Here is a 24483-nt window from a genome sequence, read left to right as displayed (position 1 = left end):
CCGCGGTTGATTCTCAACGCCGGTCTGCAAAAAATCCGTGAAAAATCAGGCAGTACTCAGGTTTTTCGATTCCGGGCCGAAAGCCTATCAGACACGCCGGAAATCTCGAAGCAGCACCACAATTATAAAGAGCAGGGAGTGACAGGACGATGAACAGTTTGCGCAGCATGTCGATCAGCCGCCGCCTTTGGCTGATCCTGATAGTCGCCGTGTTGATGCTGCTGGCCTTGGGGCTGTTGATGCTCAACCAGATCCACGGCGACCTCTACCAGGCCAAGCGCCAGCAAACCCAGCATGTGGTACAGACCGCCAGTGGCGTACTCAGCTATTACCAGAACCTGGAGAAAACCGGTGTACTGACCCGCGACGCCGCGCAACAACAGGCCTTGAGCGCGGTGCGCGGCCTGCGTTATGACCACGATGATTACTTCTGGATCAACGACCTCACCCCCGTGATGATCATGCACGCGGCCAACCCCAAGCTCGACGGCCAGAACCTTTCGGCGATTCGCGACCCGGACGGTTTTGCCGTGTTCAACGAATTCGTGAGCCTGGCCAAGGCCAAGGGCGCCGGCATCGTCAACTACCGCTGGCCGAAGCCCGGCGCCGAAGCGCCGGTAGAGAAAACCTCGTACATCCAACTGTTCGAACCCTGGGGCTGGATTATCGGCTCCGGCGTCTACGTGGACGATGTGCAGGCCGAATTCAGGGGCCAGGTGTGGAAAGCCTCGGCCATTGGCCTGGGCATTGCGTTGATGATGGCCGTGCTGGTGGTGCTGATTGCCCGCAGCATCGTGCAGCCGTTGCAGGCGGCGGTGAATGCCATGGGCAATATCGCCAGCGGCGAAAGCGACCTGACCCACAGCCTCGACACCCACGGCCGTGACGAATTAACGCAACTGGCCCAGCACTTCAACAGCTTCACCGCCAAGCTGCGCCAGGTGGTCGGCCAGTTGCAGGTGTGCGCGAACGCCCTGGGCCAGTCGTCCACCGAGCTGGGCCACAACGCCAGCCAGGCCCATGACCGCAGCCAGCAGCAGTCGCAGCAGATGGAACTGGTGGCCACCGCCATCAACGAAGTCACCTACGGCGTGCAAGACGTGGCCAAGAATGCCGAGCACGCCGCCAGCGAAATGCGCGATGCCCAGGCCCAGGCACAGCAAGGCCAGGTCAATATCGACGGCAGCTTGCAGCAGATCGACCAGCTCTCCACCACCATCAGCCAGGCTGTTGAGGTGATCCGCACGCTCTCCAGCGAAAGCACGCAGATCGGCGGCGTATTGGAAGTGATCCGCTCCATCGCCGACCAGACCAACCTGCTCGCCCTCAACGCCGCCATCGAAGCCGCCCGCGCCGGTGAGCAAGGCCGTGGGTTTGCGGTGGTCGCCGATGAGGTGCGCCTGCTGGCCCAGCGCACGCAGAAATCCACCGCCGAGATCCAGGTAATGATCGAGCGCCTGCAAGGCCACTCGGAAGCGGCGGTCAAGGTGATCAGCGACAGCCACAGCGCCTCGCAACTGACTATTGAACAAGCCGGCCAGGCGGGCGCAAGCCTCACCGCCATCGGCCAGGCGCTGCACAACCTCAACGGCCTGAACGCCTCGATTGCCAGCGCCACCCTGCAACAGGCCCATGTGGTGGAAGACATCAACCAGAACGTCACCCAAGCCGCCGGGCTGTCCCACAGCACCGCGCTGGCGGCGGAGCAATCGAGCGTGGCGAGTGCGCAGTTGCGTGGCTTGAGTGAACAGCTGGATGGGCTTTTGCGTCAGTTCAAGGTCTGACGCCCCTCAACGGTGGGAGGGCTGCCCTCTCCCACCGTCCAGCGGCCTCACATCCCCAGCCACTGCGGCAACGCGAGGGAAATGAACGGCAGGTAGGTGACCATGATCAGGAACACCAACAGAATCATCAGCCACGGCATCGCGGCGCGAATAGTCTGCCCCAGGGTCAGCCCCGTCACCGCCGAGGTCACGAACAGGTTCAGCCCCACCGGTGGGTGCACTAGGCCGATTTCCATGTTCACCACCATCACGATCCCCAGATGAATCGGGTCAATCCCGAGCTTCATCGCAATCGGGAAAAAGATCGGCGCCAGGATCAGCACAATGGCCGAAGGCTCCATAAAGCTGCCGGCAATCAGCAACACCACGTTGACCATGATCAAAAAGCCAATCGGCGTCAGCCCTTCGGAGATCACCCAGGCAGTAATTTGCTGGGGGATCTGCTCGGTGGTCAGCACGTGGGCAAACAACATGGCGTTGGCGATGATAAACATCAGCATGATCGACAACCGCCCGGATTCCAGCAGCACTTTGGGGCAGTCGCGCAGCTTCATGTCCTTGTAGACGAACAGCGCGACAAACGCCGAATACACCGCCGCCACCGCCGCCGCTTCGGTCGGGGTGAACATGCCGCTGTAAATGCCCCCAAGGATGATCACCAGCAGCAACAGCCCCCAGAACGCCCTGCGTGCACAGCCCAGCCACTCACGGAACGTCGCCCGGGGTTGCGCCGGCAGCTTCTTGATGCGGGCGACGATGTAGATCGCAATCATCAACATCAGGCCCAGTAACAAGCCTGGAATCACCCCGGCCATAAACAGCTTGCCCACCGAGGTTTCGGTCGCCGCCGAATACACCACCATCACGATCGACGGCGGGATCAGGATGCCCAAGGTCCCGGCGTTGCAGATGATGCCCGCACCAAATTCCTTGGGGTAACCGGAACGCACCATGCCCGCCACGGCAATCGAGCCCACCGCCGCCACCGTGGCGGGTGACGAGCCGGACAGCGCCGCAAACAGCATGCACGCCAGCACCGCCGCAATCGCCAGGCCACCGCGGATATGCCCGACACAGGCGTTGGCAAAGTCGATCAGCCGCTGGGCCACGCCGCCGGTGGTCATAAAGGCACCGGACAACAGGAAAAACGGAATCGCCAGGAAGGTGTAGGCGTCGCTGGTTTCAAACAGCTTGATCGCCAGGGAACTCACCGAGTCCTGGCTGAACATCAGGATCGACACCGCACCGGAGAGCCCCAGGGCAATCGCAATCGGCACGCCCAGGAACATGAACACGAACAACAGCAGAAACAGACAGAGCACGGCCATCAGTGACGCTCCTCATGGCTGCCGGCCAACTTGCTGGCCTCACCGGCCTCGTCGGCCAACCCCAACCCGACCTGGCGGTGGGTAAAGATGCGGTAGAAAATTTCCAGGTAACGGATCAAGACCAAGGCAAAACCAATGGGCACGATCACCACGATGTCGCCGACATCGATGCCGAACTGGTCGAGGTCTTCGGCGCCGATATGCGCGGTCATCACCGCACTCACCCACTTGTAGCTGGCCACCATGAACAGCCCGGCATAGGCCAGGCAGCACAGGCATGCGAGCATGCCGAGCAGGCGTTGCACCGGGCGCCGGGTGAGCCGCACCAGCGCGTCCACGCCCAGGTGGCCTGCGGTGCGCACGCCGTAGGAAATGCCGAAGAAAATCAACCAGCCGAACATGGCCTTGGTCAGCGCCACGCTCCAGGTCATCTCTTGGGCCCAGGTCATGGTGCCGTCGCCCAGGGCATTGAAGAAGGGGCTGCTCCAGGCCCATTTGTCGGCCAGGGTAAAAAACAGGGTGTAGACGTTGTTGAGCATGACGTAGACGAATGTCACCAGGGTCATGGCGGCCAGCAGGAACGCAATGAAGCCTTCCTCCAGATGCTCCCAGACGCGCCTTAGCGTTTGCATGGCAAAACCTCGCGAACTGTGTAGGAGCGAGCTCGCTCGCGAAGGACGTCAACGATAACGCTGGCATCCTGAGTAAACGCGTTGCCTACGCGTTTTTCGCGAGCAAGCTCGCTCCTACAGAGGAGTGAACAGGATTACTGGTTGGAAGCGTCCGCCGCCTTGATCAGGTCAGCCCCAATCTCGCCCTCGAACTTCTGCCACACCGGGCGCATGGCTTCGCGCCACAGCGCACGTTGCGCGGGGGTCAGTTCGATGATTTCGCTGGTCTTGGCGTCGACGATCTTTTGCTTGGCCGACTGGTTCAGCGCCTCGGCCTGCTTGTTCACCTCCACGGTGACCTCGGCCATGATCTGCTCCAGGGTGCTGCGCACATCCGGCGCCAGGCCGTTCCAGAATTTTGCGTTGGTGATCACCATGTAGTCGATCAGGCCATGGTTGGACTCGGTGAAGTACTTCTGCACTTCGTTGACCTTCTGGCTTTCATAATTCGACCAGGTGTTCTCGGTGCCATTCACGGTGCCGGTCTGCAGGCCCTGGTAAACCTCGGCAAAGCTCATCTTGCGTGGGTTGGCGCGGATCGCCTTGAACTGTTCTTCGAGCACACTGGAAGCCTGCACGCGGAACTTCAGGCCACGGGCGTCCTTGGGTTCATGCAGGGCCTTGTTGGCAGACAGTTGCTTGAGACCGTTGTGCCAATAGGCCAGGCCGAGGATGTTCTTATCTTGCATCGAGGTCAGCAGTTGCTTGCCCTCAGCGGCCTGGAAACGGTCGACGGCGGCCAGGTCGTTGAACAGGAACGGCAAGTCGTAGATCTGCACTTGCTTAGTGTAATGCTCGAACTTGGCCAGGGACGGCGCGAGCATTTGCACGTCGCCCAGCAGCAGCGCTTCCATTTCCTTGCCATCGCCAAACAGCGAGGAGTTGGGGTACACCTCGACCTTGACCTTGCCAGGCAGGCGCTCTTGCGCGAGTTTTTTGAACAACAATGCGCCCTGGCCTTTAGGGGTGTTTTCGGCAACCACGTGGGCGAACTTGATCACAATCGGGTCTGCCGCCTGGGCCAGGCCAGCGGTAAACAAGGTGGCGGCGCACAGCAGCGCCCGGGAAAGCTTGAGCATGGGAATCACCTTCTTATTGTTGTGTTGTAAGGCAAGGTGCCTGATGTAACGCGTGTCGTGAATTTCGAATTTTAGATACCTGCGTTCGGCCAGGACGAACGCGTCCAGTGTGGGAGCTGGCTTGCCTGCGATAGCGGTGTGTCAGGCAACACAAACATTGACTGTTCTACCGCTATCGCAGGCAAGCCAGCTCCCACCTTTTGTTCCCGGTTTTGTCAGTTACAGTTGCGCGGCCAGCAGCCGTTGCGCGCGCAGCAGTACCGGCGCATCCACCATCTGCCCGTCAATCTGATAAGCCCCTGCCCCGTGGGCGCCCGCCTCCACCACGCGCCTGGCCCAGGCCAGCTCTTCGGCGCTCGGCGCCAGCGCGGCGTGGATCACCGCCACTTGCTTGGGATGAATGCACAACGCCCCGGCAAAGCCCATTTCATAAGCATGCCGGATCGAGCGGTGCAAGCCCTCGGGGTCGTCGATGGCCGGGTGCACGCCGTCCAGCGGCGCCGCCAGGCCCGCGGCGCGCGAATGCACGATCAGCGCCAGGCGCGCCTGGTCGAGGGCCAATTCGGCGGCACGGGAGTGACTGCTCAGGTTCAGGTCCAGCGCCAGGTCCAAGCCGCCGAACGACAGGCGCTCCACCTGGGGCGCCTGGGCAATCTCTGCCAGTGCCAGCAAACCCCGTGCGCTTTCGATAATCGGCCAGATACCTTTGCCGGTCGCGGCCACCACCGCCACCTGGGCCGCACTTTCGACCTTGGGCAGCAACACCCCCGCCACATTTGCATGGGCCTTGCAGAACGCCACGTCCTCAAAATGCTCGGCATGTTGCGGGGCGTTGATGCGCACCCACACGTGAGCCTCGGGATGGGCGTGCAGGAATGCCCCCAGATGATCCCGGGCCTGACGTTTGAGCGGTTCTTCCACCGCGTCTTCAAAATCCACAATCACTGCGTCGGCGCCGCTGGCCAGGGCCTTGGCAAACCGCTCCGGGCGGCTGCCCGGCACAAACAGCGCAGAACGTACTAAAGGCTTTCGCATCGTTTGATTCCTGATTAGATAACGCCGCGCTCGCGCAGGCTGTTAATGGCCTCAACGGAGTAACCCAACTGGTCGAGGATGCCTTGGCTGTGTTGCCCCAGCGCCGGCACGCCGTCCATGCGCGGGGTAAACGCGGCGTTACGCGCCGGTGGCAGCAGCGACGGCAACGGCCCCGCCGGGCTGTCGACTTCGCGCCAGCGGTCGCGGGCCTTGAGTTGCGGGTGGTCCCACACGCCTTGCATGTCGTTGACCCGGGCACTGGCAATCTGCGCGTCTTCCAGGCGCTGGATCACCGCCTCGACGTCCAGTGGGGCAAAGCGCTCGACGATGATCTGGCGCAGCACCTCGCGGTTGGCCGAGCGCTTGAAGTTGGCGCTGAAGCGCTCGTCCGTGGCCAGCGCTGGGGTGAGCAGCACCTTGTCGCAGAACGCCGCCCATTCGCGCTCGTTCTGCAAGCCGAGCATCACGGTGCCGCCGCCCCCGGTGGGAAACGGCCCGTAGGGGTAAATCGTCGAATGCGCGGCACCCGCACGCGGTGGCGGTGGCGCACCGTCGAAGGCGTAGTACATCGGGTAGCCCATCCACTCCACCAGGCTTTCGAGCATGCTCACATCGATGCGGCTGCCCTGGCCGGTTTTGCCGCGCAGCAGCAGCGCCGACAGAATGCCGCTGTAGGCGTACATGCCGGCGGAGATATCCGCGATGGAGCAACCGGCCTTGGCCATCTGTTCTTCACCTGGGCCGCCGGTCACCGAGAGGAAGCCGCCTTCGCTCTGGATCAACAGGTCGTAGGCTTTCTTTTTCTCGTAGGGCCCGCCTTCGCCGTAGCCGGAAATATCGCAGACGATCAGCCGTGGAAAGCGCGCGTGCAGCGCCTCGAACGACAAGCCCATGCGCGCCGCCGCGCCGGGGGCAAGGTTCTGCACCAGCACATCGGCGTCGGCCAGCAGCGCATCCAGAATGGCGCCCGCCTCGTCCTGCTTGAGGTCCAGGGTCAGGCTTTCCTTGGAGCGGTTGGTCCAGACGAAATGCGACGCCAGGCCCCGCACCCGCTCGTCATAGCCACGGGCGAAGTCGCCGGTGCCGGGGCGCTCCACCTTGATGACCCGGGCACCCAGGTCAGCCAGTTGGCGTGTGCAAAATGGCGCCGCAATCGCGTGTTCCAGGCTGACGACGGTGATGCCGTCCAGCGGTCGTTGTTCAGTCATCACAAATTCCTCAAAGCCAATGGGCCATGGACGCGGTAGTGCGCAGGTTCCATACCTGCTCGATCAGGCGGTTGGCCTGGGCTGGGGTGCGGGCGCCGCTGAAGTGGGCCAGGCGCTGGAACTTGTCCGCCAGCTCGGCGCGGCTCAGGGTGTTACCCGGGTCGCCCTTGGGTTCATCAATCGCACCGTGCAGCGTGCGGCCATCGGTGGTGGTGACGGTGACGCGGCCCAGCCAGCGTTGCGGGTAGGCGCTGTCGACTTCGGGGTCCAGGCTCATGCTGACCTTGTCGCGAAACGCCGCGACCGCAGGATCGGTCAACGCCAGGTCATGGAATTCAGGCAACCCGGCCTTGCCATGCACGGCGATCAGGCCGAGCACCGTGCCCATGGAAAATTTGGCCTGGTGCACGGTGGCCGGCACCGTCACTCGGCCGAGTACGTCAATGGCGCCTTGGTGCACGTGGGTTTGCACCTGGGAGATCTGCGCAGCGCTCAAACCCTCGCGCTGCATCACGTCCAATAACGCATCAGCAGCGGGATGGGTGTGACGGCAGGAGGCGTGGAATTTGAACGAGGTTTCCACCAGCGCCCAACGCCTGCCCAGGCCGGCAGACAATTTGCCCGGCTCGGCATCACTGGACATACCGGCCGCCAAACCCTGGTCACCTTCAAGGATATTGCGCGCGCCGGTCAGCCCATCGGCCGTCAGGTAAGCCGCGAGCAAGCCGTCCGCTGCGGCCTTGGCCGTGTGCAGTTGCTTGGAGTCGGCGGCATCGCGCAGAAACTCCCAGAGCCCGGCGGCCTGGGTGCCGGCGCTACCGAGCAGGTTGATGAACTGTTCCTCGTTGAAGTCCAGCAACTTGCCCACCGCGACCGCTGCCGCCAGGGTGCCGACCGTGGCCGTGGTGTGGAAGATGCGGTAGTGGGAACGGCCCATGAACTCACCGATGCGAATCCCCGCCTCGTAGCCGGCCGCGGAGGCCAGCAACAATTCACGGCCGGACTTGCCGAGGTCCTGGGCAGCGGCCAATGCGGCGGGAAATACCACAGTGGCTGGGTGCAGCACCGAGCTGTTGTGCAGGTCATCCTGCTCCACCAAATGCGAGGAGGCAGCGTTGACCAGTGCGGCAAAATACGCGCTGGTGCTGGCGCCGTTGACGATCACCTGGGCCGGGCCGCTGCTCGGGCCCATCTTCTGCGCGTAGCGTTCAAACAGGGGAATCGGGTGCGCGCCCTGGCTGGCCAAGGCGGACGCGAGCCAATCCAGGTACAGCTCTTCGGTGCGCGCCAGTACGTGCTCGGGCAACTGCGCGTAAGTCAGCTCGGCCAGGAACCGGCACAGGGCTTGGGTATGATGCATGCTCAAGGCCCTCAGAAACTGCGCGGCAGTTCGAGCAAATGCTCGGCCACGTAGGACAGGATCAGGTTGGTGGAAATCGGCGCCACCTGGTACAGGCGGGTCTCGCGGAATTTGCGTTCCACGTCGTACTCGCAGGCAAACCCAAAGCCGCCGTGGGTTTGCAGGCAGGCGTTGGCCGCTTCCCAGGACGCCTTCGCCGCCAGGTACTTGGCCATGTTGGCACTGGCCCCGGCGTTCTTGCCGCTGTCGTATTCCTCACAGGCGCGCCAGCGCATCAGGTCCGCCGCTTCAATCTCGATATGCGCCTCGGCAATCGGGAACTGCACGCCCTGGTTCTGCCCGATGGGCCGGCCAAACACCACGCGGTCGCGGGCATAGGCGCTGGCCTTTTCAATAAACCAGCGGCCGTCACCGATGCACTCGGCGGCAATCAGGGTGCGCTCGGCATTCAGGCCATCGAGGATGTATTTGAAACCCTTGCCCTCCTCGCCAATCAGGCTGTCCAGGGGCAGCTCCAGGTTGTCGAAGAACAGCTCGTTAGTCTCGTGGTTGACCATATTGGCAATGGGCTGCACGGTCAGACCGTTGCCGATGGCCTGGCGCAGGTCCACCAGGAAGATCGACATGCCTTCGGATTTTTTCTGCACTTGGGCCAAGGGCGTGGTGCGTGCCAGCAGGATCATCAGGTCGGAATGCTGCACCCGTGAGATCCAGACTTTCTGGCCGTTGATCACGTACTTGTCGCCGCGTTTGATCGCCGTAGTCTTGATCTTGGTGGTGTCGGTGCCGGTAGTGGGTTCGGTGACGGCCATCGACTGCAGGCGCAATTCACCGCTGGCCAGCTTGGGCAAGTAGAAGCGTTTTTGCGCCTCGCTGCCGTGACGCAGCAGGGTGAACATGTTGTACATCTGGCCATGCACGGTGCCCGAGTTGCCGCCGCAGCGGTTGACTTCCTCAAGGATCACCGAGGCTTCGGCCAGGCCCAAGCCCGAACCGCCGTATTCCTCGGGGATCATTGCCGACAGCCAACCGGCGTCGGTCAGGGCCTTGACGAAGGCTTCGGGGAAGCCTTTTTCTTCGTCGATCTTGCGCCAGTAAGCGGCATCGAACTCGGCGCACAAGGCGCGCACGCCGTCGCGGATGGCAGTGAGTTCTTCGTTGTCATGGGCATTCATTAACGGCTCTCCGCCTGTTGTTATGGGGTTATTCGAAATGCACCTGGGCGGTTTGCGCCAGGCCTTGAGCGTTGCCGGCCCAGAGGTCTGCGACGCCGGTTGCGGTGATGCGCCCGCCGACCTCAAACGGCTGCGGCGCAATCAGTGGGCGCACGCCGCGATAGGCAAAACGGCGCAGGGTCGCTTCGGGGTGCGCCCGGCAGAACGCGCGCAGGTTCAAGGTGGCGATCAGCGGGCCATGCACCACCAGGCCGGCATAGCCTTCGGTGCCGGTGACATAGGGGTAGTCGTAATGGATGCGGTGGCCGTTGAACGTGACGGCGCTGTAGCGGAACAACAGGGTCGGCGTCGGCTCGACGGCCTCTGTCCATTCGCCTTGGGCCAGTGCGTCGCCGCTGCCCGCTTTGGGTGGCGTGGGTTCGCGGTAGACGATGTCCTGCTCCTCGCGGATGGCCAGGCGCCCGTCCTGGGAATAGTCATGGCGCACGGTGACAAATAACAGTGAACCGGTGCGCCCGGTCTTTTCTTCGACCTGGGTGATGGTCGACACACGCGTGGCCGCCTCGCCAGCCCGCAGCGGGTGCAAAAACTCAAGACGCCCACCGGCCCACATGCGATTGCGGTTATCGGCCGGTGGCAGGAACCCGCCGCGTGCCGGGTGGCCGTCGCTGCCCAGGGCCGATTCGGGCAACGGGTCCTGGAAAAAGCACCATTGCCACAACGCAGGCACCGCGTCGCCATCGGCGGGCACCGCCTCACCGAACGTGGCGGCGATACGCTTGAGCAGGTTATGGCTCAGGTGGTCGTGGGCGGTCTCACTTCGGCCGATCCAATCAGTAGCGCTCATCGGGTGCAGGTCCTCAGGCAGTGGGTGTCTGCCGTGGATCATGCAAGGGCCTGCCCGTTCTGAGAATTTGCATTTCAATAAACCAGCGTTCGGTTATGCTGAACGCTTACAGCCACACCGTGAACCAATGTGGGAGCTGGCTTGCCTGCGATAGCGGCGTGTCAGTGACGAAGATGCTCACTGACACACCGCTATCGCAGGCAAGCCAGCTCCCACAGGAAACCTGTTCTTCGGGAGCCTTGCATGCACTTCGATCTCGCCGACCTGCGCCTGTTTATCCATATCGCCGAATCCCCCAGCCTTACCCAGGGTGCCAAGCGCGCCTTCCTGTCGCCGGCTGCCGCCAGTGCGCGGATCAAGGCCCTGGAAGGCCAGCTCGACACGCGCCTGTTGTACCGCGACAGCCGGGGCGTGGAGATCACCCCGGCAGGCGAGCGCCTGTTGCACCATGCGCGGTTGATCATGCGCCAGGTGGATTACCTCAAAAGCGAGTTCACCCAATACGGCGTGGATTCGGCCGGGCATATCCGTATCTTCGCCAACACCACGGCGGTCACCGAATTTTTGCCGGAGGTTCTGGCAGGCTTTCTGTCACAGCGCCCCGGCGTCACCGTCGACCTGCAGGAACGCCTGTCACGGGACATCGTGCGCGGTGTGCTCGATGGCACCAGTGACATGGGTATCATTGCCGGCCCCGTAGAAGCCTCTGGCTTGCAAGTGCTGCATTTCAGCACCGATGAACTGGTGCTGATGGTACCCGTCGGGCATCCGTTGGCCGACCAGCCTTCGGTCACCCTTGAGCAAACCCTGGCGTATCAGCATATCGGCCTGCACGAAGGCAGCACGTTGTTGAGTTTCCTGCGCGAACACGTCGAGCGCCTTGGCAAGCAGTTGTCGCTGCGTATTCAGGTCTCGAGCTTCGAGGCGATCTGCCGCATGGTCGAGGCCGGCGTAGGCATCGGTATCATTCCCGAGTCCGCCGCCCTGCGCCACAGCCGCACCATGCAACTGGTGACGGTGAAACTGGACGAGCCCTGGGCGATTCGCGAGCGCAGCATCCTGGTACGCGAGCTGGAAGCGCTGCCGGGGACCATTCGCGCGCTGATCGCCACGTTGATGCCGAATAACGCCTAAGCTTGAGTGTCACCTTGCCAGAGGAGACGCTCCATGCAACTCGAAGGTTCGTGCCATTGCGGCGCCGTGACATTCAGCCTGACCAGCGCTCACCCCTATCCCTACCAGCGTTGCTACTGCTCGATTTGCCGCAAGACCCAGGGCGGCGGCGGTTATGCGATAAACCTGGGCGGCGATGCCAAGAGTTTAAAGTTACGTGGGCGCAAGCAGATTTCCATCTACCACGCCAAGCTCAAGCCCGACGGCGCCAGCCGTGCCCATGCGAGCACCGCCGAGCGGCACTTCTGCTCCCAATGCGGCAGCGGCCTGTGGCTCTTCAGCCCGGAGTGGCCAGCACTGATCCACCCATTTGCCTCAGCCATCGACACGCCACTGCCAGTGCCGCCGCAGCACACGCACCTCATGCTGGGGTCGAAGGCGCCGTGGGTGGAAATCAACGCGTTCAAGGGCGACTTGCAGTTCGACGACTACCCGCAAGAGTCTATTGCCGATTGGCATGAACGGCTGGGGCTGGTTCGTTAGGCAGGTACTCGGCCTGATCCGCCATGCGGGTTGGCTGTCAGGCAGTCATCGCAGGCAAGCCAGCTCCCACCTCTGGATAATCTGCCTTGCCCTCTGTAGGAGCGAGCTTGCTCGCGAAAAACTTCAACGATAACGCGGGTTTTCTGGATAAACGCGGCGCCTCTGAGTTTTTCGCGAGCGAGCTCGCTCCTACAGGATGGCATTGGGGCAAGCCCTCTTACTCGGCATAGGCCCACGTCATCCGAAACGACGCCCCGCCCCACTCCGAATCCAGCACTTCGACTTGGCCGCCGTGCCACTGGCTGACACGCTTGACCAGCGCCAGGCCCAAGCCAAAGCCGCCCGTGCGGCGGTCGCGGCTGGCGTCAAGGCGCAGGAAGGGTTCGAATATCTTGGTGCGGCCCTCCAGCGGCACCCCCGGCCCATCGTCGTTGACCCGCACTTCGTAACCGCTGCCAAACTTGACCAACGACACTTCCACACGGCGGTCGGCATAACGAATGGCGTTGCGCAGCAGGTTGATCACCGCCCGTGCCATAAAGCGTGGCTCGATCTGGATAACGTCCACCTCGCAGGTGCGCAGCGACAACTGCACCCCTTCTGCCTCGGCCTCCAGGGCCACGCTGCCAATCACGCTGTCGAGCCAACTGTGGGCCTCGATACGCTCGCGGGTGACCTGGGTAGCGCCTGGCTCAAGGCTGGCATAGGTCAACAGTTCGGAGACCATTTCTTCCAATTCACCGAGGTCGGCGTACATGTCGTTGATCAACGCTCGGCTTTGCCGTGGGTCGCTCTGCTGCCTGAGCTGGTCCAGCTCGAATGACAGCCGCGCAATCGGCGTGCGCAATTCGTGGGAGACCGCGTTGGTGAGTTCGCGCTGGTTGGCGATCAGGCCTTCGATGCGCTCGGCCATCTGGTTGAAGTGCCCGGCCAGGGAACGCACGGTGGAGCGCCTGGGCAACAGAATGCGTGAGCCCAGGTCGTTGTCACCGAAACGTTGCGCCGCCAGGCGGATGTGCTCCAGGTCACGCCAGTGTGGACGCACCCAGAAATACAGGACGATGGCCAGGCTCACGCCCAGGAAGCCGTAGGCCCACAAGTACAACCACTTGGGTTCTTCCGGCAATTTGATTTCGAGTAATTGAGCGCCGTCGTCGATAGGCGCAAGGAATTTCATGAAGTCTTCGCGCACCACCACCTGGCCAGCCGCCAGGAGTTTCTGCTCGCGCTCGCTCAACTGCTGGTTGTCGCGTTGCACCAGTTTAAGCCGCAAGCCGTAATGCGGTTGCAGTTCGTCCAGGCGGGCCTGGCGCGCCTCTGGCTGCACAGGGCGCAGCTGTTCCACCAGGGCCCATGCCGGGCCACGCAGGGCTTCACGGTTATAGGTCTCGTTGGACTCGGGCATGTAGGCGTCCAGGCCAAAGTTGACCAGCCAGATCGACCCGGCCAGGCCGATCGCGAGAATCAAATAGAGGCGCAGGTACAAGCGCAGCATCTACACCTCCCACGCGAACGGATTGAACAGGTAGCCCTTGCCCCAGATGGTCTTGATGCACACTGGTTCGCGAGGGTTGTCATTGAGCTTGCCGCGCAGTTTGCTGATGTATACGTCTACGCTACGGTTCAGGCCATCAAAGGCTATGCCGCGCATGCGGTTGAGGATGTCATCGCGCGAGAGGATCTTGCCGGAGCTGCTGGCCAGCAACCACAGCAACTCGAACTCCATGGTGGTCAGGTCAATGGTTTCGCCGCCCAGGCGGACTACCCGGCAACTGCGATCAATCGACAAGCGGCCAAACTCCAGGGCGCCGCGCACCGTGGGTTCGGGCACTTGGCGGCGTTGCAGCGCACGCAGGCGCGCCAGCAACACTGGGGGTTTGATTGGCTTGATCACGTAATCGTCAGCACCGGACTCAAGGCCTAGGATATGGTCCAGGTCATCTTCCTTGGCGGTGAGGATCACGATGGGCGTGTCCGACACGTTGCGAATCTCGCGGCAGACATGCAACCCGCTCTGACCCGGCAACATCAGATCGAGCACGACGATCTTCGGCTTGAAATCCTGGAACGCCGCCAGGGCTTCATCGCCCCGGTGCACCACCCGCACCTCGAAACCATGTTGCGACAGAAAATGCGAGATCAGCCCTGCCAGCTTTTCATCGTCCTCAACGAGCAGGACCTTGCCCATACCCAGGTTTTCCATAAGTTCTCAGTGTGGATGCGCGGATTGAAAAGGGGCCATTATAGGTGGCAAGCTGGCCGACGGCTGTGACTGACCCGTCCCAGTGAAGAAGCTTCATGCTTTTAAGAGTTTTTAACAAATAGCCCGCACTTTTTAACGCCATTGACAGGGAGTTCCATGCGCAAGGATTACCTGGCGTTCTTCATTTCGCTGTTCTTGTCACGGCTGGCCGACCAGGTTTTGCTGTTTATCGTGCCGCTGATCGTGTTCCAGACCACTCAAAGCGTGTCGTGGGCGGGGCTGGCATTCTTTGTCGAATCGCTGCCGCGTTACCTGGCATTTCCGGTGTGCGGCGCGCTGTGCGACAGGTTTTCCCCGGTGCGTATCCTGCATATCAGCCAGGTGTATCGGGCCTTGGCCTGCGTGGTGGCGATGGCATTGTATGGGCTGTTCGACGGTATCCACTGGCTGGTGATGTTGTCCGCGTTGTGCGGCGTGTTGACCACCCTGGGCATCATGGCGCGGGAAGTGGTGATGCCGCATGTCTTCGGGCAGTACACCTACGCCAAGACCTTGTCCTACTCGCAGATCGCCGACCAGAGCGGGCTGGTGCTCGGGCCGTTGGTGGCGGCGCTGGTGCTGGAAGTCTGGGCGTGGCCTTGGGTAGTGCTGGGGGTCGCCGTGCTGTTTGTGCTGGCGGACCTGGCGATGCTGATCTGGCAGCGCAACACCACGGTGGACCTGCACCTGCATGAACAACATCCGGGCATCTGGCTGCAACCCCTGCGCACCGCCTTTGGTCATATCCTCAAGCGGGTGGAGTTGAAGCGCATCATCGTCCTGGCGGTCGGTGTGAACCTGATAGTCGGCGTGACGCTGGCCACCTCGGCGGCCATAGTCACCGGCCACTACGCAGTGGACAAAGACGCCTATGCCCTGCTGCAAGCCGCTGGGGCGTTGGTCACCATTGCTATTCTGTTCTACCTGGCGCGTTCATCACTGAAGCTGAAGGTACTGGGCGGGCTGTCGTATTCGATGATCACCGTCGGCGCGCTGATCACCGCGCTCAGCCCCGGCGTGTGGGCGTATGCCGTGGGTTTCCTGCTGGTAACCGGCTTCGACAAGATGTTCAACGTGTACCTGCGCAGCACCCGCCAACGGGTGATCCCGGTGCAGGACTTCGGCAAGACAGTCGGCGTGATGACCTTGCTCAACAACCTGGCCCAGCCCTTGGCAGGCTTGATGATTGCCGTGCTGGCAGCGCCCCTGGGCACGCCAACGGTGATCCTGTTGCTGACGGGGATCACCGCCTTGATCGGTGTGGCCGTGGCCTCAGGCTGGCACGCCACTGTGAAAGCGGAACTCGACGTCGGGTGATTCGATCAGGTCCTGCTCGGTGGCCCGCACCCGCTCGATCACTTGGGCGATGTCCTTGGCGTCGCCGTACTGGTAGGCCAGCTTCAAGTAGCCCTGGAAGTGCCGCGCCTCGCTTTTGAGCAAGCCGAAATAGAACTTGCCGAGTTCTTCGTCCAAATGCGGCACCAGCGCTTCGAAGCGCTCGCAACTGCGCGCTTCGATAAAGGCGCCCACCACCAGGGTATCCACCAGCTTGACCGGCTCATGGCTGCGCACCACCTTGCGCAAACCCGAGGCATAACGGCCAGCGTGCAGTTGACGCAGCTCGACCTTGCGCTTTTTCATCAGGCGCATGACCTGCTCGTGGTGCACCAACTCTTCACGGGCCAGGCGCGACATCATGTTGATCAGGTCAACGTGGCCGTAGTACTTGGCCATCAGGCTCAAGGCGGTGCTGGCGGCTTTGAATTCACAGTTCTTGTGGTCGATCAGCAGGGTTTCCTGATCGGCCAGCGCGGCCTGCACCCAGGCATCGGGGGTGCGGCAGCCGAGGAATTCATGGATTTCGGGCAGGTTCATCGGGCTCACGGGCAAAGGATCACTAAAGGGCGGCGATTATACCGACCCCGCCGCAGACCACCAGCCACCGGCCTTGATGTGTATCAACATGACGGCAGCCGGCAAGCAACTATAGTTATCCAACGCCCGCCCTTTTTGGAGATCCCGACCATGCAAGCCATCCGCAGCATCCTGGTGGTCATCGAGCCCGAGCATTCGGAAAGCCTGGCCCTCAAGCGTGCCAAGCTGATTGCCGGGGTGACCGGCGCGCACCTGCATTTGCTGGTGTGTGACAAGAAGCACGAGCATTCGGCGCTGCTGAGTGTACTCAAGGAAGGCTTGACGGGCGACGGCTACAGCGTCACCACCGAGCAAGCGTGGAACGACAGCCTGCATGAAACCATCATCGATGTACAGCAAGCCGAAGGCTGTGGCCTGGTGATCAAACAGCACTTCCCCGACAGCCCGCTGAAAAAAGCCCTGCTGACCCCGGCGGACTGGAAGTTGCTGCGCTATTGCCCAACGCCAGTGTTGCTGGTCAAGACCGCTACTCCCTGGGCGGGCGGCGTGATCCTGGCGGCCATCGACGTGGGCAATACCGATGCCGAACACCGCTCGCTGCACCATTCGATCATCGACCATGGCTTTGATATCGCCAGCCTGGCCAAGGCCAAATTGCATGTCATCAGCGCTCACCCGTCACCCATGCTGTCGGCGGCCGACCCGACCTTTCAGCTCACGGAAACCATCGAGGCGCGCTACCGCGAGCAATGCAAGGCCTTCCAGGCCGAATTCGACGTAGACGACAGTCACCTGCATATCAAGGAAGGCCCGGCCGATGTGCTGATCCCGCACATGGCCCATCAGTTGCGGGCGGCGGTGACCATTATCGGCACGGTGGCACGCACGGGGATTTCCGGCGCGTTGATCGGCAATACGGCGGAGGTGGTGCTGGACGCAGTGGAAAGCGATGTGCTGGTGCTCAAGCCGCAGACGCTCATGGACCATCTGGAAGAGCTGGCGACCAAGCCCTGACACCGAAGATCAAATGTAGGAGCGAGCTTGCTCGCGAAAAACGTCAACGATAACGCGCGTTTCCTGAATAAACCCGGCGCCTTCAAGTTTTTCGCGAGCAAGCTCGCTCCTACATTGACCTCGTCGGTCAGTTACCCAGCGCATCTTTCAAGAACCCCGGCGCGATATAGCGCTGGTAATGCGCCTCGGACAAAATAAAAAACTCGCGATCAATGGCATCGCGCAGTTCCGGCAGCGCCCAGTCGCGAAACTCCGGCAACAGCACCATCCCATAAGCCTCCAGGTTATTGATCACCCGGGCCCCACGGGCGATCAATTGGTAGGCCCAGCAATACTCGGACTGGTGCGGCACAAAGCGAATCTTGCGTTGCTCCAACTGCCCGCGCAGGGTCTTGGGGTCGAAAACCTCCACTTTGCCGGCCATGACCTGCACCAACAGCTGCTCAAGCCTGAGCCAGACCGCGCGTTTTTCTTCTTCGTTATAGCCATTCCACTGGATCACTTCATGGTGGAAGCGCTTGCATCCACGGCACACGAGATCGCCGTAGACCGTGGAACACAGGCCGACGCAGGGGGTCTTGATGGTTTGGTTGGGCATGGGCAACAACACGCAAATCAGCGAAACAGTGCGCCATGTTAGCCCTTTGTCTAAGGTTGATCACCCAGCAAACTTGAGCAGGCAACTTACCTTTAGATTTTTTTTGCCGTAGAATCACCCGGCCTTGTAAGGCGCCAATAATCCGCTGGAAGCTGTTTTCAAAGCGTCACGAGCACAGTCGTTCCTTCAGAACGGTGTTGGCGCAGGTTCGACCCGGTAGGTCAGAGCCCGCGCCAACCCTCATCAGCTCCGTTCTGCAGGCGTAAAACTTTGAAAGCAGCTTCTGTAAGGAATGCCGGCAGCGCTGGCTTTGCGGCCCAAAAAGCCCCCGAGCGCATGCGTGCCGTTCATTTCTGGATGAGCGTCCCGTGGGACCACTGATGAGGGTAATAACTGTGCTTGAAGCCTACCGCAAACATATCGAAGAGCGTGCAGCACTGGGTATCGTTCCCCAGCCGCTTAACGCCGAACAAACCGCAGGCCTGGTCGAGCTGCTGAAAAATCCTCCGGCTGGCGAAGAAGAATTCCTCGTTGACCTGATCACCAACCGCATTCCACCAGGCGTTGACGAAGCCGCTTACGTCAAGGCCGGTTTCCTGTCTGCCCTGGCCAAGGGCGAAGCCACCTCCCCCCTGATCGACAAGAAACGCGCTGTTGAACTGCTCGGCACCATGCAAGGCGGCTACAACATCGTGACGTTGGTCGAGCTGCTGGACGACGCCGAACTGGCGCCCGTCGCGGCCGCCCAACTCAAGCACACCCTGCTGATGTTCGATGCGTTCCACGACGTCGCCGAAAAAGCCCGCAACGGCAACGAACACGCCAAAGGTGTGATCCAGTCCTGGGCTGATGGCGAGTGGTTCCGCAACCGCCCTACCCTGGCCGACAAGATCAGCCTGCGTGTCTTCAAGGTCACCGGCGAAACCAACACCGACGACCTGTCGCCTGCGCCTGATGCCTGGTCCCGTCCTGACATCCCGCTGCACGCCCTGGCCATGCTGAAAATGGCTCGTGAAGGCATCGTGCCGGACGAGCAAGGCAAGACCGGCCCGATGAAGCAGATCGAAGAAATGCGCGGCCAAGGCTTCCCGATCGCCTACGTGGGCGACGTGGTCGGTACCGGTTCGTCGCGTAAGTCGGCGACCAACTCGGTACTGTGGTTCTTCGGCGACGACGTACCTTACGTGCCGAACAAGCGTGCCGGCGGTTTCTGCTTCGGCAGCAAGATCGCTCCGATCTTCTACAACACCATGGAAGATGCTGGCGCACTGCCAATCGAATTCGACGTCACCAACATGAACATGGGCGACGTGATCGACCTGTACCCGCATGCTGGTAAAGTCTGCAAGCACGGCACCGACGAAGTCCTGACCACCTTCGAAATGAAGACTCCGGTGCTGTTGGACGAAGTTCGCGCCGGCGGCCGTATCCCGCTGATCATCGGCCGCGGCCTGACCGACAAGGCCCGCGCTGAGCTGGGCCTGGGCCCAACCGACCTGTTCAAGCTGCCTGAAGCGCCTGTCGACACTGGCAAAGGCTTCACCCTGGCACAGAAAATGGTCGGCAAGGCCTGCGGCCTGCCAGAAGGCAAAGGCGTTCGTCCCGGCACCTACTGCGAGCCGAAGATGACCACCGTGGGGTCCCAGGACACCACTGGCCCAATGACCCGTGATGAACTCAAAGACCTGGCGTGCCTGGGCTTCTCGACCGACCTGGTGATGCAGTCCTTCTGCCACACCGCGGCTTACCCGAAGCCGATCGACGTGACCACCCACCACACCCTGCCTGACTTCATCATGACCCGTGGCGGTGTATCGCTGCGTCCAGGCGACGGCATCATCCACAGCTGGCTGAACCGCATGCTGCTGCCGGACACCGTCGGTACCGGTGGTGACTCCCACACCCGTTTCCCGATGGGCATCTCGTTCCCGGCCGGTTCTGGCCTGGTCGCGTTTGCCGCCGCCACCGGCGTCATGCCGCTGGACATGCCGGAATCGATCCTGGTGCGCTTCAAAGGCAAGATGAAACCTGGCATCACCCTGCGTGACCTGGTTCATGCCATTCCTTACTACGCGATCCAGGCTGGCCTGCTGACCGTAGAGAAGAAAGGCAAGAAGAACGCCTTCTCTGGCCGCATCCTGGAAATCGAAGGCCTGAACGACCTGACGCTGGAACAGGCTTTCGAGCTGTCCGACGCCTCGGCTGAACGTTCGGCTGCCGGTTGCACCATCAAGCTGTCCAAAGAGTCCGTCACCGAGTACCTGAACTCCAACATCACCCTGCTGCGCTGGATGATCGGCGAAGGCTACGGCGATGCACGCACCCTGGAACGTCGCGCCCAAGCGATGGAAGCCTGGGTTGCCAACCCGGAGCTGATGGAAGCCGATGCCGACGCCGAATACGCCGAAATCATCGAAATCGATCTGTCCCAAATCAACGAGCCGATCCTCTGCGCGCCAAACGATCCGGACGACGCCCGTCTGCTGTCCAGCGTCGCTGGCGAGAAGATCGACGAAGTGTTCATCGGTTCGTGCATGACCAACATCGGTCACTTCCGCGCTGCCGGTAAGCTGCTGGAGCAGGTCAAGGGCCAGCTGCCAACCCGTCTGTGGCTGTCGCCGCCGACCAAGATGGACGCTCACCAACTGACCGAAGAAGGCTACTACGGCATCTACGGCAAGGCTGGCGCACGCATGGAAATGCCAGGCTGCTCGCTGTGCATGGGTAACCAGGCACGCGTAGAGCCGAACTCCACCGTGGTGTCGACCTCGACCCGTAACTTCCCGAACCGCCTGGGTGATGGTGCCAACGTCTACCTGGCATCGGCTGAGCTGGCGGCCGTGGCCTCGACCCTGGGTCGCCTGCCGACCGTCGAAGAGTACATGGGCTACGCGGCGAAACTGGACACCATGGCCAGTGACGTCTACCGCTACCTGAACTTCGACCAAATCGCTGAGTTCCGCAAGATCGCAGCGAGCGCCAACATCCCGGTGATTCAAGCTTAACGGTGTGTTGATGTGAAAAACGCCGCGTATCGCAAGGTACGCGGCGTTTTTTTATGCCTGGAACAAGGCATCTGCCACACCACAAAACAAATGTGTGGCTTACCCTAATCCAATGTAGGAGCGAGCTTGCTCGCGAAAAACTCACCGGCGCCGCGCTCATCCAGGAAGCACGCGTTATCGTTGACGCTCTTCGCGAGCAAGCTCGCTCCTACGCAACCAGCGAATACACCAACGCCGTAATGGCAACCAAACCAACCGCAGTCACAAACACATTCGACGCCTGCCCACGGTACTTGGCCATGGCCGGCACCTTGCGGATGGCGTACATCGGCATCAGGAACAGAATCGACGCAATCACCGGCCCACCCAGGGTCTCGATCATGCCGAGGATGCTCGGGTTAAGCGTGGCGACGATCCAGCACACCACCAGCATGAAGGCTGCGGTCATGCGGTCCAGGGTCTTGGGTGCCGGACGGCGGCCAGTCTTGACCACCAGGCCCTTGAGGCCCTCGCTGGCGCCGATGTAATGGCCCAGGAACGACTTGGCAATCGCCACGAACGCAATCAACGGCGCGGCAAAGGCAATCGTCGGGTTATCGAAGTGATTGGCCAGGTACGACAGGATCGACAGGTTCTGCGCTTTCGCTTCAGCCAACTGCGCTGGCGACAGGGTCAGCACACAACTGAACACGAAGAACAACACCATCGCCACCATCAACAGGTGCGCGCGGGACAGGATCTGCGAACTGCGTTCCTCGGCGTGGGCACCGTACTGGCGCTTCTGATCCACCGCAAAGGCCGAGATGATCGGTGAATGGTTGAACGAGAACACCATCACCGGAATCGCCAGCCACAGCGTGTTGAGCAAGGCCGACGGTGCCGGCACTTCACTGGCGGTGCTGAGAATGCCGCCATTCCAGTGCGGTACCAGGTACACGGCCAGGAACAGCAAGGCCACGATAAACGGATACACCATCAGGCTCATGGCCTTGACGATCACCTGCTCACCGCAACGCACCACGGCCAGCAGACCCAGGATCAGCACAAACGCCAGGATCGCGCGAGGCGGCGGCAGGATATGCAGCTGATGCTCCATGAAGCTGCTGACGGTATTGGTCAGCGCCACGCTGTAGATCAGCAGGATGGGGAAGATTGCAAAGAAGTACAGCAAGGTGATCAGCGCGCCGGCCTTGATACCGAAATGCTCTTCAACCACGTCGGTGATGTCGGAACCTTCGCGGCCGGACAGCACGAAACGGGTCAGCCCACGGTGGGCAAAGAACGTCATCGGGAAAGCCAGCAACGCCAGGATCACCAGCGGCCAGAAGCCCCCCAGGCCCGCGTTGATCGGCAAGAACAAAGTACCGGCGCCAATGGCGGTACCGAACAGCCCAAGCATCCAGGTAGTGTCCTGGCGGCTCCAGCTTGTGAGCGTTGCAGGTGTCGTTGCATAGCGTTCGTCGACGCTATTGGCCTGATCATTCATCCGGTCGGATCTCCGCATTCACACGGCCAGCACGAGTCAGAAAAACCTGACAGGCAGCGCCCTGGCCGAAACAAGGGCCGGATTGTCCGGGATTCTCTTGGAGAAGCAAAGACTTAGCTGAGGAATGGTTAGGCGGTGCAGCCGTTCAGAGGCCGCCATGAGGGGGTGGGATTTGGATGACTGAGGCGTCTTACAAACAAGCACCTTTTCCTTCAACACGCTAAATACACGAGAAGTGTCTGACAACAAGTTCAGAACTTATCCGATTCAAAAATCACATTCTCACCCATACAGCACCTCATATGTTACAGAACCATACATAGCTATTGAGCCCCCACAAATTCCCAAACTACTATCCTCGCGCACTGACCAAGAAGGCGAAAACCGAACAGCATGTAATCAACTTTCAAGGAGTTTGAGATGCGACGAATCACTGGTGTACTTACCGGCCTGTTTATAACGGGATTATTAGGCGCCCCCTCATTCAGTTACGCAAAATCAACCCAGCCCGAGGCGGATATTCGTGCCCTGGCCTCGTCGCCTCAATGGCTGACCACCAAGGTGTATATCGAGGGTGAGCCAGAAAACGACGTCAAGGCCCAGTACCCCGGCGTGGTGGGTATATCGATGTGGGACCCGCAGCGCAATCGTTATGAATTCTTCTATACCGATACAGGGCGCTCGAAACACCCCGACGGCGGAGGCGGCTATTTCCTGGTCACTGGCGACAAACAGACCCACATCCTGGTGCCCGACCTTGGAGCGCATCGCACCATCGTCAGAAGGCTGGAAAAATTGGACAACACCGAATTTACCTATTCTCGTGAAGTCCCTCGCGACATGGTAGCGACCAACCCTCCCGTTAGAATCTATGTGGTACATGCGCCTTACACGGGGCCAATAAAGACGCAGATGTCGAACTAGTTAAACACCCTATTTATATCCAGCCATAAAAACCAATAACAAACGAGGCACTTATGATGAACCCATATACTTCATTCAGATCTCTATTAATGCCTGCACTGCTGGCAGCCGTCCTGTTGCCCATTGCAACCACGGTACAGGCCAGCACCACACTGCCCACCAAAAGCATCGCCGCCACGCCCGATAACACCGTCATGTTGACCGTGTTTCTTAAACACGATCAATCACGACCGCTTGGCGAATTGAAAGCCCAGCTGGCCAAGCAGGAATTTCACAAAGTCTTCCCGCCGGAAGGTGTCGAAGTCGTCAGCTGGAATATCACCATGGGCATCGGGCAAGTCATCGTGCTGCGTTTACCGGCGTCGCGCCTGGCCCAAGTCAACCTGGCCATCGAGAACACGGCGTGGGGTGTCTACAAGACAGAATTCTTCCCGACCTACGATTTCATGCCGATCGCACAAAGAGAGCGAGCCCAGGCACGGCAAACGGGGACTGCGCAGTAGCTGGCGCACTTGCTAAGTGGCCGAGGTGCCCAGGTTTGGATTGCGCAGCTCGCTTTGTATGGCGTTCTGCGCAATAGCCAGTTTTTCTAACAATTCAGACGTTTCGTGGGCCGTCAGCGCCATAAGTGGGAGGTCCCAGTCATAGTTCTTGATGACATTTATCCGAAAACCACCCGCCGCATCAAATTCTGGGTACCAACCCACATCCAGTAACAATCCCTCGGCGAACTCCACTTGGAGCATATCTTCCTTTAACAGATCGACCTGCTTGGCCACTGCAATATCCTGCAGGTGCGACAGATCGTCATGGGTGACTGTGCCACCGGTAAAGTTAAGCGAGATCAATTTGTTAACCTCCTGAATTCCTGTTCAGAAATCGGGTGACCATGAATAGCGCCAGCGCTGAGCTCTATCCGCACCCAGCGGCTGAGTTTGCCATGGCTGGCACCAATGCAGTGGGAGAACTCCATCACTTTCCAAGGTTTTCCATTGGTAGTGGGCGTTCCGTTTTTATAAGCCTCCCTTTCAAGCTTTTCAATAGCGATACCTGGCCTGTACTTGGCGGGGCCAATCAGCGTACTGGCGATCACTGTTCTCCAGGGAACCTGGGCTGAGGGGCAGTGTTTGTAACCATACGGTGTCCATTCGATCTCTTCGGGTGTGGCAGGAACAGGCATCCATGTCGTCTCTGCT

At 60.8% G+C, this 24483-nt stretch carries 23 protein-coding genes; 8 read left to right on the top strand and 15 right to left on the bottom strand.

Features of this window, described 5'->3' with window-relative positions; all coding sequences use genetic code 11:
- Positions 1-149: 149 nt before the first annotated feature.
- Entirely contained in the window at positions 150-1784 is a 1635-nt protein-coding gene (locus tag HU731_RS01175) for a methyl-accepting chemotaxis protein (protein ID WP_003191044.1), read from the top strand.
- A gap of 47 nt (positions 1785-1831) precedes the next feature.
- On the opposite strand, the gene dctM is transcribed toward HU731_RS01175, so the two are convergent.
- The 8 genes from dctM to HU731_RS01135 all read right to left on the bottom strand — a co-directional run bounded on the left by dctM (position 1832) and on the right by HU731_RS01135 (position 10487).
- Positions 1832-3112 (bottom strand): C4-dicarboxylate TRAP transporter large permease protein DctM, encoded by a 1281-nt coding sequence (gene dctM / locus HU731_RS01170; protein ID WP_186606678.1) that lies wholly within the window; start codon positions 3110-3112, stop codon positions 1832-1834.
- Positions 3112-3744 (bottom strand): TRAP transporter small permease, encoded by a 633-nt coding sequence (locus HU731_RS01165; protein WP_186606677.1) that lies wholly within the window; start codon positions 3742-3744, stop codon positions 3112-3114. Before HU731_RS01165 ends, dctM begins: the two co-directional genes overlap by 1 nt.
- A gap of 134 nt (positions 3745-3878) precedes the next feature.
- Positions 3879-4862 (bottom strand): TRAP transporter substrate-binding protein, encoded by a 984-nt coding sequence (locus HU731_RS01160; RefSeq protein WP_186606676.1) that lies wholly within the window; start codon positions 4860-4862, stop codon positions 3879-3881.
- A gap of 219 nt (positions 4863-5081) precedes the next feature.
- Entirely contained in the window at positions 5082-5897 is an 816-nt protein-coding gene (locus HU731_RS01155; RefSeq protein WP_186606675.1) for an HpcH/HpaI aldolase/citrate lyase family protein, read from the bottom strand.
- A gap of 14 nt (positions 5898-5911) precedes the next feature.
- The gene (locus HU731_RS01150; RefSeq protein WP_186606674.1) at positions 5912-7105 is read right to left on the bottom strand and encodes a CaiB/BaiF CoA transferase family protein; all 1194 of its coding nucleotides are present in this window, start codon (positions 7103-7105) and stop codon (positions 5912-5914) included.
- Between the two features lie 10 nt (positions 7106-7115).
- Positions 7116-8465, bottom strand: coding sequence for an MmgE/PrpD family protein (locus HU731_RS01145; RefSeq protein WP_186606673.1), 1350 nt, complete (start codon positions 8463-8465; stop codon positions 7116-7118).
- Between the two features lie 11 nt (positions 8466-8476).
- Positions 8477-9640 carry an acyl-CoA dehydrogenase family protein gene (locus HU731_RS01140; protein ID WP_056784890.1) on the bottom strand — a complete coding sequence of 388 codons (1164 nt, stop codon included), beginning with the start codon at positions 9638-9640 and terminating at the stop codon, positions 8477-8479.
- Positions 9641-9668: 28 nt separating this feature from the next.
- Positions 9669-10487, bottom strand: a complete 819-nt coding sequence (locus HU731_RS01135) for an HTD2 family dehydratase (protein ID WP_186606672.1) — start codon at positions 10485-10487, stop codon at positions 9669-9671.
- Between the two features lie 243 nt (positions 10488-10730).
- Here HU731_RS01135 and HU731_RS01130 point away from each other — a divergent pair, with 243 nt between their 5' ends.
- A complete protein-coding gene (locus tag HU731_RS01130; RefSeq protein ID WP_186606671.1) occupies positions 10731-11621 on the top strand; it encodes a LysR family transcriptional regulator in 891 nt (296 codons plus the stop codon).
- 33 nt (positions 11622-11654) lie between these two features.
- The gene (locus tag HU731_RS01125; protein WP_186606670.1) at positions 11655-12143 is read left to right on the top strand and encodes a GFA family protein; all 489 of its coding nucleotides are present in this window, start codon (positions 11655-11657) and stop codon (positions 12141-12143) included.
- A gap of 217 nt (positions 12144-12360) precedes the next feature.
- On the opposite strand, the gene HU731_RS01120 is transcribed toward HU731_RS01125, so the two are convergent.
- Both HU731_RS01120 and HU731_RS01115 read right to left on the bottom strand, forming a co-directional pair.
- On the bottom strand, positions 12361-13638 hold the full coding sequence (locus HU731_RS01120) for an ATP-binding protein (protein WP_186606669.1): 1278 nt from the start codon (positions 13636-13638) through the stop codon (positions 12361-12363).
- Positions 13639-14346 (bottom strand): response regulator, encoded by a 708-nt coding sequence (locus HU731_RS01115; RefSeq protein ID WP_186606668.1) that lies wholly within the window; start codon positions 14344-14346, stop codon positions 13639-13641.
- 156 nt (positions 14347-14502) lie between these two features.
- On the opposite strand from HU731_RS01115, the gene HU731_RS01110 reads away from it, so the two are divergent.
- Positions 14503-15702 (top strand): MFS transporter, encoded by a 1200-nt coding sequence (locus HU731_RS01110; protein ID WP_186606667.1) that lies wholly within the window; start codon positions 14503-14505, stop codon positions 15700-15702.
- Here the strand turns inward: HU731_RS01110 and HU731_RS01105 are convergent.
- The gene (locus HU731_RS01105) at positions 15658-16260 is read right to left on the bottom strand and encodes a MiaE family protein (RefSeq protein ID WP_032892116.1); all 603 of its coding nucleotides are present in this window, start codon (positions 16258-16260) and stop codon (positions 15658-15660) included. The genes HU731_RS01110 and HU731_RS01105 overlap by 45 nt on opposite strands.
- Positions 16261-16410: 150 nt before the next feature.
- Between HU731_RS01105 and HU731_RS01100 the strand changes: the two genes are divergently transcribed.
- Positions 16411-17274, top strand: coding sequence for a universal stress protein UspL (locus tag HU731_RS01100; protein WP_186606666.1), 864 nt, complete (start codon positions 16411-16413; stop codon positions 17272-17274).
- A gap of 127 nt (positions 17275-17401) precedes the next feature.
- Here the strand turns inward: HU731_RS01100 and HU731_RS01095 are convergent, their stop codons facing one another.
- Complete coding sequence (locus tag HU731_RS01095; RefSeq protein WP_032892118.1) at positions 17402-17872, bottom strand: DUF1289 domain-containing protein; 471 nt, start codon at positions 17870-17872, stop codon at positions 17402-17404.
- Between the two features lie 395 nt (positions 17873-18267).
- Between HU731_RS01095 and acnB the strand changes: the two genes are divergently transcribed.
- On the top strand, positions 18268-20877 hold the full coding sequence (gene acnB, locus HU731_RS01090; RefSeq protein WP_044273442.1) for a bifunctional aconitate hydratase 2/2-methylisocitrate dehydratase: 2610 nt from the start codon (positions 18268-18270) through the stop codon (positions 20875-20877).
- Positions 20878-21085: 208 nt separating this feature from the next.
- On the opposite strand, the gene HU731_RS01085 is transcribed toward acnB, so the two are convergent.
- Positions 21086-22363, bottom strand: coding sequence for a serine/threonine transporter (locus HU731_RS01085; RefSeq protein ID WP_032892121.1), 1278 nt, complete (start codon positions 22361-22363; stop codon positions 21086-21088).
- Between the two features lie 420 nt (positions 22364-22783).
- On the opposite strand from HU731_RS01085, the gene HU731_RS01080 reads away from it, so the two are divergent.
- Both HU731_RS01080 and HU731_RS01075 read left to right on the top strand, forming a co-directional pair.
- The gene (locus tag HU731_RS01080; RefSeq protein WP_186606665.1) at positions 22784-23287 is read left to right on the top strand and encodes a DUF4822 domain-containing protein; all 504 of its coding nucleotides are present in this window, start codon (positions 22784-22786) and stop codon (positions 23285-23287) included.
- Positions 23288-23376: 89 nt separating this feature from the next.
- On the top strand, positions 23377-23790 hold the full coding sequence (locus HU731_RS01075) for a hypothetical protein (protein WP_186606664.1): 414 nt from the start codon (positions 23377-23379) through the stop codon (positions 23788-23790).
- A 12-nt stretch (positions 23791-23802) separates the two neighbouring features.
- Here the strand turns inward: HU731_RS01075 and HU731_RS01070 are convergent, their stop codons facing one another.
- On the bottom strand, positions 23803-24135 hold the full coding sequence (locus HU731_RS01070; RefSeq protein WP_032892123.1) for a hypothetical protein: 333 nt from the start codon (positions 24133-24135) through the stop codon (positions 23803-23805).
- A complete protein-coding gene (locus tag HU731_RS01065) occupies positions 24132-24467 on the bottom strand; it encodes a hypothetical protein (RefSeq protein WP_186606663.1) in 336 nt (111 codons plus the stop codon). Before HU731_RS01065 ends, HU731_RS01070 begins: the two co-directional genes overlap by 4 nt.
- Between the last annotated feature and the right edge of the window lie 16 nt (positions 24468-24483).

The organism is Pseudomonas salmasensis, from assembly GCF_014268375.2.
GTDB lineage: Bacteria > Pseudomonadota > Gammaproteobacteria > Pseudomonadales > Pseudomonadaceae > Aquipseudomonas > Aquipseudomonas salmasensis.
This window is presented reverse-complemented; position numbering and strand designations above follow the sequence as displayed.